13 protein-coding genes are annotated in these 15,001 nt (G+C 30.0%); 11 read left to right on the forward strand and 2 right to left on the reverse strand.

Going from position 1 to position 15,001, the window contains the following annotated elements; genetic code table 11:
• Nucleotides 1–37: 37 nt before the first annotated feature.
• The 7 genes from P8F83_RS22730 (at nucleotide 38) to P8F83_RS22760 (ending at nucleotide 6,664) form a co-directional block, all read left to right on the forward strand.
• On the forward strand, nucleotides 38–790 hold the full coding sequence (locus P8F83_RS22730; protein WP_326512801.1) for an ABC transporter ATP-binding protein: 753 nt from the start codon (nucleotides 38–40) through the stop codon (nucleotides 788–790).
• Nucleotides 790–2,700 carry an ABC transporter permease gene (locus tag P8F83_RS22735; protein WP_326512802.1) on the forward strand — a complete coding sequence of 637 codons (1,911 nt, stop codon included), beginning with the start codon at nucleotides 790–792 and terminating at the stop codon, nucleotides 2,698–2,700. Before P8F83_RS22730 ends, P8F83_RS22735 begins: the two co-directional genes overlap by 1 nt.
• 391 nt (nucleotides 2,701–3,091) lie before the next feature.
• Nucleotides 3,092–3,946: an RnfABCDGE type electron transport complex subunit D gene (locus P8F83_RS22740; protein WP_326512803.1), complete on the forward strand. Its 855-nt coding sequence runs from the start codon at nucleotides 3,092–3,094 to the stop codon at nucleotides 3,944–3,946.
• 2 nt (nucleotides 3,947–3,948) lie between these two features.
• Entirely contained in the window at nucleotides 3,949–4,557 is a 609-nt protein-coding gene (locus P8F83_RS22745) for an RnfABCDGE type electron transport complex subunit G (protein ID WP_326512804.1), read from the forward strand.
• 14 nt (nucleotides 4,558–4,571) lie between these two features.
• On the forward strand, nucleotides 4,572–5,252 hold the full coding sequence (locus P8F83_RS22750; protein ID WP_326512805.1) for an electron transport complex subunit E: 681 nt from the start codon (nucleotides 4,572–4,574) through the stop codon (nucleotides 5,250–5,252).
• 24 nt (nucleotides 5,253–5,276) lie between these two features.
• Nucleotides 5,277–5,855, forward strand: coding sequence for an electron transport complex subunit RsxA (gene rsxA / locus P8F83_RS22755; RefSeq protein WP_326512806.1), 579 nt, complete (start codon nucleotides 5,277–5,279; stop codon nucleotides 5,853–5,855).
• An 11-nt stretch (nucleotides 5,856–5,866) separates the two neighbouring features.
• Nucleotides 5,867–6,664, forward strand: a complete 798-nt coding sequence (locus P8F83_RS22760) for an RnfABCDGE type electron transport complex subunit B (protein ID WP_326512807.1) — start codon at nucleotides 5,867–5,869, stop codon at nucleotides 6,662–6,664.
• 102 nt (nucleotides 6,665–6,766) lie between these two features.
• Here the strand turns inward: P8F83_RS22760 and P8F83_RS22765 are convergent, their stop codons facing one another.
• Together P8F83_RS22765 and P8F83_RS22770 are read right to left on the reverse strand one after the other, a co-directional pair.
• Nucleotides 6,767–7,771, reverse strand: coding sequence for a hypothetical protein (locus P8F83_RS22765; RefSeq protein WP_326512808.1), 1,005 nt, complete (start codon nucleotides 7,769–7,771; stop codon nucleotides 6,767–6,769).
• A gap of 17 nt (nucleotides 7,772–7,788) precedes the next feature.
• Nucleotides 7,789–8,835 (reverse strand): phosphodiester glycosidase family protein, encoded by a 1,047-nt coding sequence (locus P8F83_RS22770; protein ID WP_326512809.1) that lies wholly within the window; start codon nucleotides 8,833–8,835, stop codon nucleotides 7,789–7,791.
• A 253-nt stretch (nucleotides 8,836–9,088) separates the two neighbouring features.
• On the opposite strand from P8F83_RS22770, the gene P8F83_RS22775 reads away from it, so the two are divergent.
• The 4 genes from P8F83_RS22775 to P8F83_RS22790 all read left to right on the forward strand — a co-directional run bounded on the left by P8F83_RS22775 (nucleotide 9,089) and on the right by P8F83_RS22790 (nucleotide 14,973).
• A complete protein-coding gene (locus P8F83_RS22775; protein WP_326512810.1) occupies nucleotides 9,089–11,599 on the forward strand; it encodes a GH39 family glycosyl hydrolase in 2,511 nt (836 codons plus the stop codon).
• Between the two features lie 250 nt (nucleotides 11,600–11,849).
• Nucleotides 11,850–12,947 (forward strand): Gfo/Idh/MocA family protein, encoded by a 1,098-nt coding sequence (locus tag P8F83_RS22780; RefSeq protein ID WP_326512811.1) that lies wholly within the window; start codon nucleotides 11,850–11,852, stop codon nucleotides 12,945–12,947.
• A 31-nt stretch (nucleotides 12,948–12,978) separates the two neighbouring features.
• Complete coding sequence (locus P8F83_RS22785) at nucleotides 12,979–13,893, forward strand: sugar phosphate isomerase/epimerase family protein (RefSeq protein WP_326512812.1); 915 nt, start codon at nucleotides 12,979–12,981, stop codon at nucleotides 13,891–13,893.
• Nucleotides 13,894–13,911: 18 nt separating this feature from the next.
• Entirely contained in the window at nucleotides 13,912–14,973 is a 1,062-nt protein-coding gene (locus P8F83_RS22790) for a Gfo/Idh/MocA family protein (RefSeq protein ID WP_326512813.1), read from the forward strand.
• Nucleotides 14,974–15,001 lie beyond the last annotated feature (28 nt).

Here is a 15,001-nt window from a genome sequence, read left to right on the forward strand (position 1 = left end):
CAGTAATTTACAAATTAATTTTTGGAGGAAACAATTAATGAGTGAGATACTAAGATTAAGTAATTTATCAAAGGATTATGGAATTAAAGGCTTTAAGACTAGAGTTTTAAATAACATATCTCTATCTATTGAAGAAGGAGCCTTCTTATCAATAATGGGCCCTTCAGGGGCAGGTAAAAGTACCCTTTTAAATTTATTATCTACCATAGATAAGCCTAGTACTGGTGAAATTCTTTTAGATGGGATAGATATTACAAAGTTAAAAAACAAAGATTTATCTAATATTAGAAAAGATAAAATAGGATTTATATTTCAAGACTATAGTCTTTTGGATAACATGACCTTAATGGATAATATAGCCCTTCCCTTAGCTTTAGGCAGAAAAAGAACAAAGGAAATTGAAGAAAAGGTTATTAAAATGGCATATATTTTTGGATTAAAGGAGCACCTAAAGAAATATCCTTATGAGTTATCAGGGGGCCAAAAGCAAAGAGGAGCAGCAGCTAGAGCTTTAATTACCCAGCCAAGGATAATATTTGCAGATGAGCCCACAGGGGCATTAGATTCTAGATCATCTACTGACTTACTAGAATGTTTAAAAAGAGTAAATGAAGAAAATGATGCAACTATCATAATGGTTACTCATGATGCCTTCTGTGCTAGTTATTCTAAAAATGTTTATATGTTAAGTGATGGAGAAATAAAATGTCAAATAAATAGGGGGAATGATAGAAAAGAGTTTTATGGCAAGATAATTGATTTATTAGCAACCTTAGGAGGTGCTAAGTAATGAGTGTATTATCCATTGCCTTCAATAACTTTAAAAACAATATTAAAACCTATTCAATGTTTTTTATCTCAATGATATTTTCAGTCATTATATTAAGTAACTTTTTAATACTTATGGACGGGGAAGCATTGAAAGTTTTAGGTGAAGCTAATGCCTCCTATACTAAAATGATATTAGAAATTATAAGTGTAATTTTGGCTTTATTTATGCTTTTCTTTATATGGTATGCATCTAACGTATTTCTAAGAAATAGAAAAAAGGAAATAGGACTTTTCACCTTTATGGGTGTTGATTTAAAAACAATAGGTAAAATATATTTTTTTGAAATGATGTTAATTGGTATATTTGCTAGCGTCATCGGAATTGGTATTGGCATATTGTTTTCGAAGTTTTTCCAGATGATAGTTTTCGCAGTGGCAGGGTTTAATGTAGATGTTAAATTTGCAATTGCAGTTAACTCTATAGTAAGTTCATTTATAATATTTATGGCAATATTCCTACTAATGAGTATAAAGGGTTTTATTAGTATTGCAAGAAGCAAAGTAATTGAACTTTTAAATGATAGTAAAAAGGTAGAAAAAATGCCTAAAATAACTGTATTTACTTATATTATTGCAATAATTTCTATAGCATGTATTTCATATGGCTATTACTTAGTTCTGTATTCTAGAATAAAGGCTTTTGAATCTCTAATTTTAGTTTGTATTGGAACTTACGGATTGTTTTATGCTGTTATTCCAGTAGTCTTTAGCTTTTTAATTAGTAATAAAAATATATTATACAAAGGTGAAAATGTAATAACTATTAATAGCTTAGCTTATAGAATTAAGAAAAATTATACTACTTATGCTACAATAGGTATCTTAACAGCATGTACTATAACTGTTTTAGGTACAGCAGTATCTATGAAAAAGCTTTATACAATGAGTGAGCAAAACGATCAATTATATTCAGTATCTTTTTACTCTAATAATGAATTTGACAGTGAAAAAATGGGAGCAATTATTTCAAATAGCGTGGGTCCAACTAAATATGAATTGAAAACAGATGTTTTAATGGCTAAAAATACATTAGAACCAGTAGATGAAAGCCATAGTGAAGATTATATAGTTTTATCCTATGAGGAATTTGAAGATATTTTAAAACTTAATGGATACGAAGAAGATTTAAATAAGGTCAATGAAAATATGGTACAAGGGAATAAGGCTATATATGTTCAAAGACCAGGTACATTAGCAAGTTTAATTAAAGATGATACAATAACAATAAATGATAAGGTATATGAAGTAAGCCAAGATGATATTAGATTTAAATTACTAGGATCCCTTATAAACAAACCAACAGTTATCGTAAATAATGATAATTATGAAAATATAAAAGAACAAGGAAGCATGGTTAAGTTTTATGGTATAAAAATAGATGATGATACTAAGTTTTTAGATCAAGATAGGTTTAATGCTATGGGTGATGAATTAAATCTATATTTAAGAGAAGATATTCATGTGCAAATTGGTATTTATGCAACTAAAAGTGTAGAATGGCTAAAGCTAGTTTATGCTATTGGAGCATTTTTATTCTTAGTATTTGTACTTGCAGAAGCCAGTATAATCTACATTAAAATTTATAGTGATGCTACAGAAGATAAGGAAAAATATACAATTTTAAAAAATATAGGTGCATCAAAGAAGGATTTAGGAAATGCTATAAGAAAAGAAGTTGTGTTATTTTATGTGCTTCCATTATCTATAGGATTACTTCATAGCTTCGTTGCAATACAGGTTTTAGGAAAATTCTTATCAGAAAACTTAAATGGAATATTTATTATAAGTATAGTAGCATCACTAAGTATATTTATAGTTAGTGCAGTTATATCAAGTATAAGTTTTAAAAGCATTGTTGATGTTAAATAAGGAAGGAGCATATCCTTAGTATATGCTCCTTCCTTATTTATAATTATTTAAAATAGAACAGTATAGTAGAAGATATTAAAAAATAGCATTTAAAGTTGATACGGAGATTCCTATAACCAACAACTTTTTGACAGAGGATAGGTGTTATGTTAGAATTATAATGAAATAAATATGGAATTATCGGTTGAGCAGGAAACTGTTTTCAAGTCGTCTGGGCTACTCAGGGGGGAGAGCCCAGACGATTAGGAAACGGTTTGTTTTTTTTTTATCAAGGAAAAACTAGTTTTTTCTTAAAATAAAAATGAACGTATACAAAAAAGTGCAAGCCGATAAAAAAATGACAGCTGCTTTATGTACTTAAAAACTTATCTATAAAGAGAGGATGAATAATTTGTCAAACAATCTAAATTTAAAGAACAAAACTATGGTTGAAGTAATTATAGCAACTTTGCCTACAGTTGCTGCAAGTATGTATTTTTATAAGTTTGATGCGGTAAAGATAATATTAGCATCAGTTATAACCTCGATTTTATGTGAAGTTATTTGGAACTATGGAAGAGAGAGAAAATTCAAATTAAAGGATCTAAGCTCAGTAGTTACAGGCATATTATTTGCTTTGATCCTGCCAAGCCATCTTCCAATATGGATAGTTGTAATAGGGGCTATATTTTCTAATATCTTTGTTAAAAGTTTCTTTGGAGGATATGGAGGAAATTTTATGAACCCAGCTGCAGTTGGAAAGGTGTTTTTAATTACATCTTGGGCAGCAATTATAGCTAAACCATCAGGTGGAGAAATGGTACAAGCTGCTACTTTAATGGATAAATTCTTAGGAATAGCTAGTGGAAATCTAGGCGAGGTTTCTGTATTAGCTTTATTAGTAGGATTTATTTATCTATTAGTTAGAGGTGTTATTAGTTATAGAAGTACTTTAAGTTATTTGGTGTTTTTTGCTTTATTTAACTGGGTATTTTCAAGAGAAGGATATTTTCTTGGTGATTATACAAATGTTATAAACGGGGCAGTCGTGTTATCAGCAGTGTTTATGGCTAATGATCACGTAACCACACCAAAGGAAAAACTTGGACAAGTAATTTTTGGAGCGCTTACAGCTATGCTTGCAAGCATAATTATGATCTATGGATATAACCCAGATGGTCCTTATTATGCAATTATAATTATAAACTTGTTAACTCCAGTAATTGATTATGTTACTAAAAGAAAGCCAATAAAGGAGGTAGCATAAATATGAAAGAGAATTTTAAGTTAGGGATTATTCTTGCAATAATTACTTCTATAGCAGGAGTTCTTTTAGGATTGGCAAATGGTGTTACTAAAGATGCAATTGCAGAAAATTCTAAACTAAATAAAGAAGACTTAGCATTAATTATGCCTTTAGCAACTTCTGTTGAAGAAACAGATAAAGAATTAGAAGGTAATATTTTAGAAATTCTTGAGGGTAAAAATGGTTCTGAGGAAGTTGGGTATTTATTTAAAGTAAATACTAAAGGCTTTCATGGGCCAGTTGACCTTATGATTGGTATATCAAATGAAGGAAAAACAACAGGTCTTAAGGTTATATCTCACTCTGAAACTCCAGGGTTAGGAGCCAAAATAGATGAAGATAAATTTAAAGAAAGATTTAAAAATGTACCAATAGATAAAGGAATTAGTATGGTGAAGACAACTCCAACTAGTGAAAATGAGGTTGAAGGAGTAACTGGTGCAACCATATCTTCAAAAGCGGTAGGAACAGCAGTTAATGAAGCTATTAATTACTATAGAGTTAATATTCAGGGAGAGGCACCTATCGATGAAAATGGTACGGATGCAAATTCCGGAGCATCAGAAAGTTAGGGGGAGTTGTTTATATGAATAAAGTAATTGAAAGAGTAAAAAATGGCGTAATAACAGAAAATCCTATATTTGTTCAAGTTTTAGCTATGTGTCCAACTCTAGCTGTAACCACTTCTACTGAAAATGCCCTTGGAATGGGAATAGCTACCACAATAGTTTTAATATTTTCAAATATGTTGATTTCTGCTTTAAGAAAATTTATACCTGATAAAATAAGAATACCAGCATATATAGTTGTAGTTGCGTCTTTTGTAACTATTATAGAGATGTTTATTCAAGGATATGTACCAGCTTTATATAAATCTTTAGGAATATTTATTCCTTTGATAGTTGTAAACTGTGTTATTTTGGGAAGAGCTGAAGCCTATGCTTCAAAAAATTCTATAATACCATCAATTTTTGATGGACTTGGAATGGGATTAGGATTTACTTTAGCTTTAACAATGGTTGGAGTTATTAGAGAGTTAATAGGTTCCGGAGCTGTTTTTGGTTTTACTATAATGCCAGAAAGCTATAAACCAGCTTCAATTATGATTCTTGCTCCAGGAGCATTTATAACATTAGGCTTTTTAATGACTATTTTAAACTACATTAATATAAGAAAAGCTGATAAAAATGGAACTTCACCTAAGACATTAGAACACGGCTGTGGAAATTGTTCAGGCTGTGGAACTGGATGTAGTATAGAAAAATAGTATTAAGAGGAGAAGGTGAAATAAATGAATTTATTATTGATTTTTGTAAGTGCTATGTTTGTAAATAATTTTGTACTTTCTAGATTTCTAGGAATATGTTCTTTTTTAGGCGTATCAAAAAAGAGAGACGCTGCTATAGGAATGGGGTTTGCAGTTACCTTTGTTATGGTTATAGCATCTATAATGTCTTATTTAGTGTTTAATTTAATACTAGTACCACTTGAACTTCAGTATCTATCAACTATAGCTTTTATATTAGTTATAGCGTCTTTAGTTCAATTAGTTGAAATGGTAATAAAGAAAATGAGTCCAGGACTTTATAAAGCTCTTGGAATATATCTTCCACTTATAACTACAAATTGTGCTGTATTAGGTATGACAGTATTAAACATGCAGGAAAATTATGATTTCCTACAATCAGTAGTAAATGGTGTTGGAGCAGCTTTAGGATATATGATGTCCATAGTTTTATTATCTTTTATTAGAGAAAAAACTGATAACAATGAAAATATTCCTAGAGTTTTAAGAGGATTACCAATTACCTTATTTACTGCAGCCTTAATGTCTATAGCATTTTTAGGCTTTCAAGGCTTAATAAAGTAGGGGGTGGGAGAATGGATATTAATATATTATATGCAGCCTTAAGTTTAGGTGTTTTAGGGATTATATTTGGGACAGCGTTAGGTTATGCGTCAGATAAGTTTGCTGTAGAGGTAGACTCTAGAGTCCCAAAGGTACGTGAAGCTTTGCCAGGAGCTAATTGCGGAGGTTGTGGTTTTCCAGGATGTGACGCTTTTGCAGAAGCTGTTGTAAATGGAGAAGCAACTATAAATGGATGTACGGTTGGCGGAATAAAGGTTGCAAATTCATTAGGTGAAATACTTGGAGTTAAGGTTGAAAAAGTTGAGAAAAAAGTGGCCTTTGTAAACTGTAATGGAAATTGCTCAAATAAAAAGATACAGTTAGATACAGCAGGTTATACTAACTGTGTTGATGCTCATGAAAACTGGGATAAGATTGCATCTGGATGTTCATACAGTTGTTTAGGTTTAGGAACCTGTGTTAATGTATGTAAGTTTGGAGCTTTAGATATAGTAGATGGAATAGCAAAAGTTAACGAGGAGAAATGTGTTAACTGTGGAGCTTGTATAAAAGCATGCCCTAAGGGATTAATAGAATCTATTCCAGAAAACAAAAAAGTTAGAGTTGCATGTAGCTCTAAAGATGCAGGTAAGATAGTAAGAACAAACTGTAGTGTAGGATGTATAGGTTGTAAAATATGTGAAAAGAATTGTCCACATGATGCAGTTCATGTAAATGACCTTTTAGCTAAGGTTGATTATGATAAGTGTGTTAATTGTGGAATATGTGTAGAGAAATGTCCAACTAAGGCAATAAGAAGAGTTGGATAAAATATAGAAGTTTATAATTTAAGGTGCAGAAGATAAAATAGTATTTACTATTTTATCTCTGCACCATATTTCTTTATTAAGGGTATCTTTGAATATTATTTACTATGAATCATTTAAGTTTATAAAATATACATAATTATTTTTTATTGTACATAGTACCTTATCATTGATAAAAAGGAAATTGTCATCATATTGAATATTTTCTCCTGTAATAATATTAGTAACCATGCCTTGTAAGTTATTGTTAATATATATTTGATTGTCACTACTTATGTATATATCTTTTTTATCAACTTTTTCATTTAAAACTTGAGTTTTCCAATTATTTATATCATATATTGATTCACCATATATTATCTTTGAAATCTTGTTATCATCTGAATATTCACCAATGTATAAAGTGTTTCCTATAGCTTTTAATATGGTCAATTGATTTGTATTTTGTAAATTAATTTTTTTACTGCTTCCATTTGAATATTGGTAAAACTCCTTGTTATAAAAATCTTCAAAATAGAATAAATCCTTATTTGGAGAAACACTAGCAGTGCCTAACATAAATTTAAAATTAGAAATTTTTTTCCTTTCTTTTTCTATATCAACTCTATAAATTGTGGTGTTATTTCTATTAGTTATACTTACATATTCTGTTGATAATGAAATAAAGGATTGAATATTATCATTTTCATTATAGTTAGCTAATTTGCAGATATCTTGCTCTACTTCGTTTGTTGCATTATATGTTTTTGTATTTATTTCACCATGTTTATTTTCTACTAAAAATAAGGTGTTGTTTTTAGGAACCCATTCTACACTAAGTATATTAGTACCATTCAAAATTTCCTTGGTTTCACCTGTTGTAGTATTAACTATTTTTAGTTTACCATTTTGAAAATATGTAATAAAATTTCTGTTAAAAGAAGCTTTGATATTTTCAGAATCACTAGGTATATATATATTAGACACCTTAGTTTCTATAGGAGTATCTACGGTTTCTATTACAAACTGAGTTGATTCCTTAAAAAGTATTTTATCCAAATAAAAAAGTACACTAGATTGGATAACAATTGAAATAACTATGCAAACAATTACTTTTTTTAATATATTCATTTTCATACTCCACTTTCTTATTTAACTATAAATCCAGATGATACGGGCCTTTCTCCAAGAGCATAGGAAGGGTTGTTAATTACCTTGCCGTTCAGATACATAGTTGTTGATTTTCCACCATCTAAATTAACTGCATTATAACATTCTAAGTTCCTCATTACTTTTTGTGCTTCTGTTAAAGTTGCACAAACTCTTCCTCCAGGTAGATTAGAATCCAAAACTACAAAGATTATAGCACCGTCATTACGTTGACCTATCATTGTTTTAGGGGAGGTTCCTTGATTACTTGGTATGTCCAACAAGTTGCCGTTTTTAATAAGTGGTGTTATATAAGTCATTGCCTCTGTTACTGTTTCTTTTTCATTTTCTTTCTTTTCTAATAATTTAGCTATTGATGTTTTGCCGATTAATAATTTACCCTCTTTTGTAAGGGCTAAAATATAGGACTCTTCATTAGGATCTATATTTTGAATTATATTGCCGTTTGACATTAAAAATCCTACTGGAATACCACCATTAGATGACCATTTTTCTGAGTCAGCTTCATCAGTAAAATAACCTCCATTTATAGCAGCTACAGCACCATAATGTTCTGCAATTTCAGAAATGGTTTCACCTTCTTTAAATATTTTTGATGAAACTCCTATCTTTACTCTAGTTGGGTCTTTAATTATTAATGCATACCCTTTAAATTTATTATTTTCATCAGATATATCTTTTCTTTCTATAGAATTATCTTTTTCCTCTGATATTTTTATATTGGTAGTATCTTCATTAGTAATAGGATTTTCTTCAATTTCCTTATTGGCTCCGATAATTTCATCTATTTTGTCTTTAGGCAAAAAGCTTGTAGCAAGCCATTGAAAGTGCATGGAACCCATTGCGGTCCCAATAAAAATTTTTTTTGCATTTTCAAAAGGGCCATATAGCAAAGTAAAAGGAGCAGTTATACCTGTGAAAAATAAAGTAAATATAGAGCACCATACAATGGTTTTAATATGAAACTTACGTCCTACTTTTTTATCTATTTGCTTAGGTTTTTTATTTCTAAAATTGGTAATCATAGCGTGTCTCCTTATAAAATTAGTTTAAGTATAAATAAAAACTCTTTTTATGTCAATAATGTATAAAATTGATAAATGAATAAATAAAAAAATCAGCGGATTGAAAAGTTAAAGGTTGTAGTTGGATTTAAAGTTTTATAAAATTATAATTACAAATCATTGAAGGATATAAATTTATAATTTATTTACAGAATAGTTTCGGTGAAAAGGAATACATAAGGATCTAGATGAGGTTCAAATATAGGGGGAAGAAATGAGTAGTTTAATAAGAAATAAGGAGTTACCTGTAACAATACTTTTAAATAAAATAAAGAAGCTCTCTTTAAATGTTCAAAAAAATATGGAATTTCTTTTTGTTTTAAAAGGAAATATTAATATAATTTTAAATAATAATAAATATGAGTTGGTGGAATCAGATGTTATATTAGTAGCCAATGGAGACATGTATGAAATAGAGAATAGTGAAGAAAATCTAGTTTTATCCATACAAATTGATAATGACTTTTTTCAGGATACAATTGAGGGGGAACATAGGATGTTTTTATGTAATTCTTCCGTAGATAATAATAAAAACTATGATGGAGTTAGGAAAAATTTGTCTCAAATAATGTATCAATACTCTAATAAGGAGCAAGCTTATGCTCTTAAGACCATGTCTTTGATATACGAATTAATTTATTTAATGAATAGAGATTTTATAATAGTTGAAGACTACAATGTACATAGCCAAGAAAGCAAAAATAGTAAGTATAATAAGCGTATAACCAGTATAGTAAGCTATATTAAGCAGCATTACTATGAACAGATTTCTTTACAGGATGTAGCAAATAATCAGTATTTGACCCCAGAATATTTATCTAAGTTTTTTAAAATACAGATGGGAGTTACATTTTCAAGATATCTAAATAGATATAGGCTATCTCAGGCAAATAAGGAGCTCGTTAAGACAGACAATTCAATAACGCAGATAGCAATGAAGCATGGTTTTCCTAATTTAGTGGCTTTTAATAAAATATTTAGAGAAGTATACAATACTACACCTGCTGAGTATCGTAATAAAATAAGAAAAAGACAATTAATAGATGATGGGAAGAAAGAAGATAATAGGACAACAGAAAAGGACATAATTTCAGTAAATTATAGTCAAGCCATTGAAGAGATAAAGAAATATGCAGCTATAGAAGAAGTAAAGACTAAAGCTGAAAAACATAGTATAGAAGAAACTATTCTAGTAGATATAAATCCTGAGGGAGTAAAAGAAGTTTCTCATTCATGGAAAAATTTAATTAACCTTGGTTATGCCCAAGATGGACTAAGGTCAGATTTACAGCAACATTTAACAACGCTTCAAAATAAAATTAAGTTTAAATATGCTAGATTTCAAGGCATTTTTAGTGATGAAATGTTTAGCTATGAAAACTCAAGGATACAAGAAGAAAACTATAATTTTAATAAGATAGATAAACTAATTGATTTTTTATATAGTATTAATTTGAAACCATTTATTGAATTAGGAAATAAAGCTAAAATACTAAGCTTAGCTGGAAATAAGATTATGTATTTTAAGAACTCTGCCCAAAGAAATGTGAAAGATTCAGTAAATTTGTTAGAAAAGTTTATTGCTCATTCAATAAATAGATATGGAATTACTGAAGTTTCTCAATGGTACTTTGAACTTTGGAAAGAAGGGGATACTAATTATGTTTTTTGGAATGGGAATTTTGATAAATATTTAAGCATATTTGAGAGTTATTATAGAGTTATAAAAGAAATGGTGCCTAATGCAAAAGTAGGGGGACCTGGATTTAATCCAGAGGTCAACATGCAATGGTTTAAAGACTTCTTAGAAGAAGTAAAAAAGAGGAGGATTAAATTTGATTTTTTATCTGTATCAATATACCCTTATGAGTTGATAGAGGACAGCAGGAATGATAGAACAGATAATTCTAATATAAGAGAGGAATATAAGCAACATTTATTACCTTCTAAAGATAGGAATTATGCGAAGATAAAGTTAAATAAAATAAGAAAAATAATTAAGGAATCTGAGATTAGCATTCCAGAAATACATGTAACAGAATATAATTCTAGTATATCCCATCGTCATCCTGCCAATGATACAACTTTTAAAGCCGCATATATTACTAAAAATATAATAGATAACTTAGATGAAACAAATAGTTTTGGATATTGGTTCTGCTCAGATGTTTCTGGTGAGCTAAAAGACTCAAAGGATTTATTATATGGTGATATGGGATTAGTAAGTGCAAATGGTATAAATAAACCAGGATTTCATGCTTATGAAATGTTATCGAAGCTAGGAAACTTCTTAGTACAAAAGGGAGATGGCTATATTGTAACTAAGAAGTCACAATATAATTATGAAGTTATAACCTATAACTACAAGCATTTTGACTATATGCATTGCTTAAAAGAAGAGGCTTCATTAAGTGTAGATCAATATTATAGTATTTATGAAAATGAAAAGAACTTAAATATAAATATGTATTTAAGGGGTATAAAAAAAGGTAATTATCGAATAAAGCAATACATTTTAAATAGGAGTCATGGAAGTATTTTTGATGAATGGGTTAATATGAATGCAATAAATAATATTAAGAAAGATGAAATTGATTATTTAAAGCAAATATGTGTTCCAAAACAAAAGGTGTTTTATATAGAAAGCAATGGAGAGTTAAAATTAGAAAGCTTTCTCTCAGCACATGAAGTGAATTTTTTTGAGATAACATTTGAATATAGGTAGCATGTGGACGTTTAAGAAGATAATTTCTTAAACGTCCATTTTTATGCTTAATATTTAAATTAAGTAGGTTAAAAATTTGTATAAAATTTTAACCTAAATTAATATGACTTTATATTTAAATTAATTTTATAAGTATAATTGGATAAATAACAAAAGGAACTTAAAGGATTAAAAAAGTAAAATGTAATTGATTTAACAAATAACTTAATGCAATATAGATATATTTTGAATGTGAGGAGAGGGAATTAAGATGAAAAAATTAAAAATTGGTTTTATTGGATGTGGAGGAATTGCACATGGAAAGCATTTTCCTGCATTAGCTAAGTTAAAAGACAAAGTAGAGTTAGTAGCATTTTGTGACATTCTTGAAGAAAGAGCTGTGGAAGCTGGAGAAAAATATGGATATGAAGGTTATAAAGTGTATGTAGATTATAAAGAGTTAATTAAAGATGAAAGCATAGATGTAATTCATGTGTTAACACCAAATGTATCCCATGCTGAGATTACTGTAGCATCTTTAGAAGCTGGTAAGCACGTTATGTGTGAAAAACCAATGGCAATAAACAGTGCAGAAGCACAAACAATGTTAGATGCAGCTAAGAGAACAGGTAAAAAGCTAACAATAGGTTATCAAAATCGTTTCCGTTCAGATTCTATTGAAACAAAAGAAGCTTGTGAAAATGGTGAGCTTGGAGATATTTATCTTGCAAAGGCTCATGCTATAAGGCGTAGAGGTGTTCCAACTTGGGGCGTATTCCCAGATAAATCAAAACAAGGGGGCGGACCTTTAATAGATATTGGGACGCATGCTTTAGATTTAACTTTATGGTTCATGGATAATTACAAACCCAAAACAGTATTTGGATCAGTTTATCAAAAGCTTAAAGATAAGCCAGAAGGTAATATGTTTGGACCTTGGAATACAGAAACTTTTGAAACAGAGGATTCAGCATTTGGATTTATAAAGATGGAGAATGGAGCAACTATATATCTAGAAGCAGCTTGGGCGCTAAACATGATAAATCCAAAAGAAGCTCAAGTTACACTGTGTGGAACAGATGCAGGTGCGGAAATGTTTGGACTAGCATTTGCAGATCAAGGATATGTTGTATTCAATAAAGCAGCTCATGGAAAACTAGTTCAAAGTCAACCTTCAGATGCAGGTGGAGTATTTGGTTTTGAAGGAGCGGGTACATTAGAACAACGTGATGCAGAAGCTACTCAATGGATTGATGCTATTTTAAATGATACAGAACCATTAGTTAAGCCAGAGCAAGCTTTTGTTGTTACACAAATTTTAGAAGCAATATATAAGTCAGAAGAAACTGGTAAACCTGTAGACCTTTAATAGGAAAATTAAATACATGGAGGAAGTTAGCATGAAGTTAGGATTAAATAGTGCTATTTTAGGAGAGTTAACTTTTGAGGCGTTAGTAGACTTCGCAGCTGAAAATAATTTAGAATGCCTAGAGGTTTGTTGTTGGCCAAAAGGGAAAGCTGAAAGAAGATATGCTGGAGTATCACATATTGATATTGCAGACTTAGGTGACGATAAGGTAGATTATATTAAAAATTATTGTAAAGAAAAAGGTGTAGAAATATCAGCGCTTGGATATTATCCAAACACCCTAGACCCAGATTTAGAAAAAAGAGAAGTATACGTTAATCACATTTATAAATTAATAGATGCAAGTAGTAAGCTTGGGGTAAATATGATTACAACATTTTTAGGAAGAGTACCTAATAAAACTGTTGAGGAAAATTTAGAGATAGTTAAAGAAGTATGGCCTCCAATTGTAAAATATGCAGAAGAAAAAGATGTAAAGATTGCAATAGAAAATTGCCCAATGCTTTTTACTAATGATGAATGGCCAGGTGGACAAAATCTTATGACTACACCAGCTATATGGAGAGAGGTATTTAAAATACTTGAAAGTGATAATTTGGGTATTAACTACGATCCTTCTCATTTTGTATGGCAGCAAATAGACTATATTAAGCCAATATATGAATTTAAGGATAAAATATTCCATGTTCATTATAAGGACATAAAAGTATTTAAAGATAAGCTTGATGATGTTGGGATAATGGCAACTCCGCTTAAGTATATGTCACCTAAATTACCAGGGCTTGGTGATATAAACTGGGGAAAATATGTTTCGGCATTAACAGACATAGGGTATAAAGGCTATACATGTATAGAAGTTGAGGATAAAGCCTTTGAAGGGTCTATTGATGAGGCTAAGAAGTCAGTTAAATTGTCAGCTAAATATTTGAGAAATTTCGTTATTTAAGTGTAAGGAGGAAGATTTATGGAAGTTAAATTTGGAATTATAGGCTTTGGATTTATGGGCCATATTCATGAAAAGACATTGAATTCATTAAAGGAAGCTAAAGTAATTGCAATATGTGATATTGAAAAAGAAAAAATGGATGATGCAACTACAGAAGGTATAGTGAAAACTACTGAGGTAGATGAACTATTAAAAATAGAAGAAATTAATACGGTAATAATTTCTGTAAGTAATCATGTCCATAAAGAAGTCGTGATTAAGTCGGCAAAGGCTGGAAAAAACATAATATGTGAAAAACCAGCGGCTATGAGTGTAAAAGAGTTTGATGAAATGATAGCTGTAGTGAAAGATACTGGTGTGTTATTTACAGTACATCAACAACGTAGATTTGATGAAGACTTTAGAACAGCTAAGGAGGTTTACGATAAAAAATCACTAGGAAATGTATATACTATTCAATCAATGTTATACGGAATAAATGGAAATATGCATGATTGGCATATTTATAAGAAGTATGGTGGTGGTATGTTATATGACTGGGGTGTTCATTTAATAGACCAAATACTGTATATGGTAGATAGCAAAATAACAACTATATTTGCAGATTTAAGAAATGTAATTAATGAAGAAGTAGATGATTATTTTAAGATATGGTTCAGATTTGAAAATGGAATAGCAGCAGAAGTTGAGCTTGGAACATATTTTTTAGCAGACAAGCATAAATGGTTTGAAAGACATTGGTTTATAGGAGGAGACAAAGGAAGTATGTACTCAGATGGCTTCGAACCAGAAGGAAAAATTGCTAGTACAACAAGACTTCTCCAAAATATTCCAGGAAAAACAACGATGACAGCATCAGGACCAACTCGCTCTTTTGGACCACCAGCAGAAGGAATATTGATTACTGAAGAATTACCAAAGGTAAATGTTGATCATGTTATGTTTTTTGAAAATTATTTAAGTGCCGTAGCTGGAAAAGAAGAGTTTGTTGTTAAAATACCAGAAGTAAGAAGAGTATTAGCTGTAATGGAAGCTGTAAGAGAATCAGCTGAGACTGGAAGAACAATTGATTTTGAATAAAATGTGATTTAATAAGGAGGAATAACAG

The organism is Clostridium intestinale (assembly GCF_035905475.1).
Taxonomy (GTDB): Bacteria; Bacillota; Clostridia; order Clostridiales; family Clostridiaceae; genus Clostridium_T; species Clostridium_T intestinale.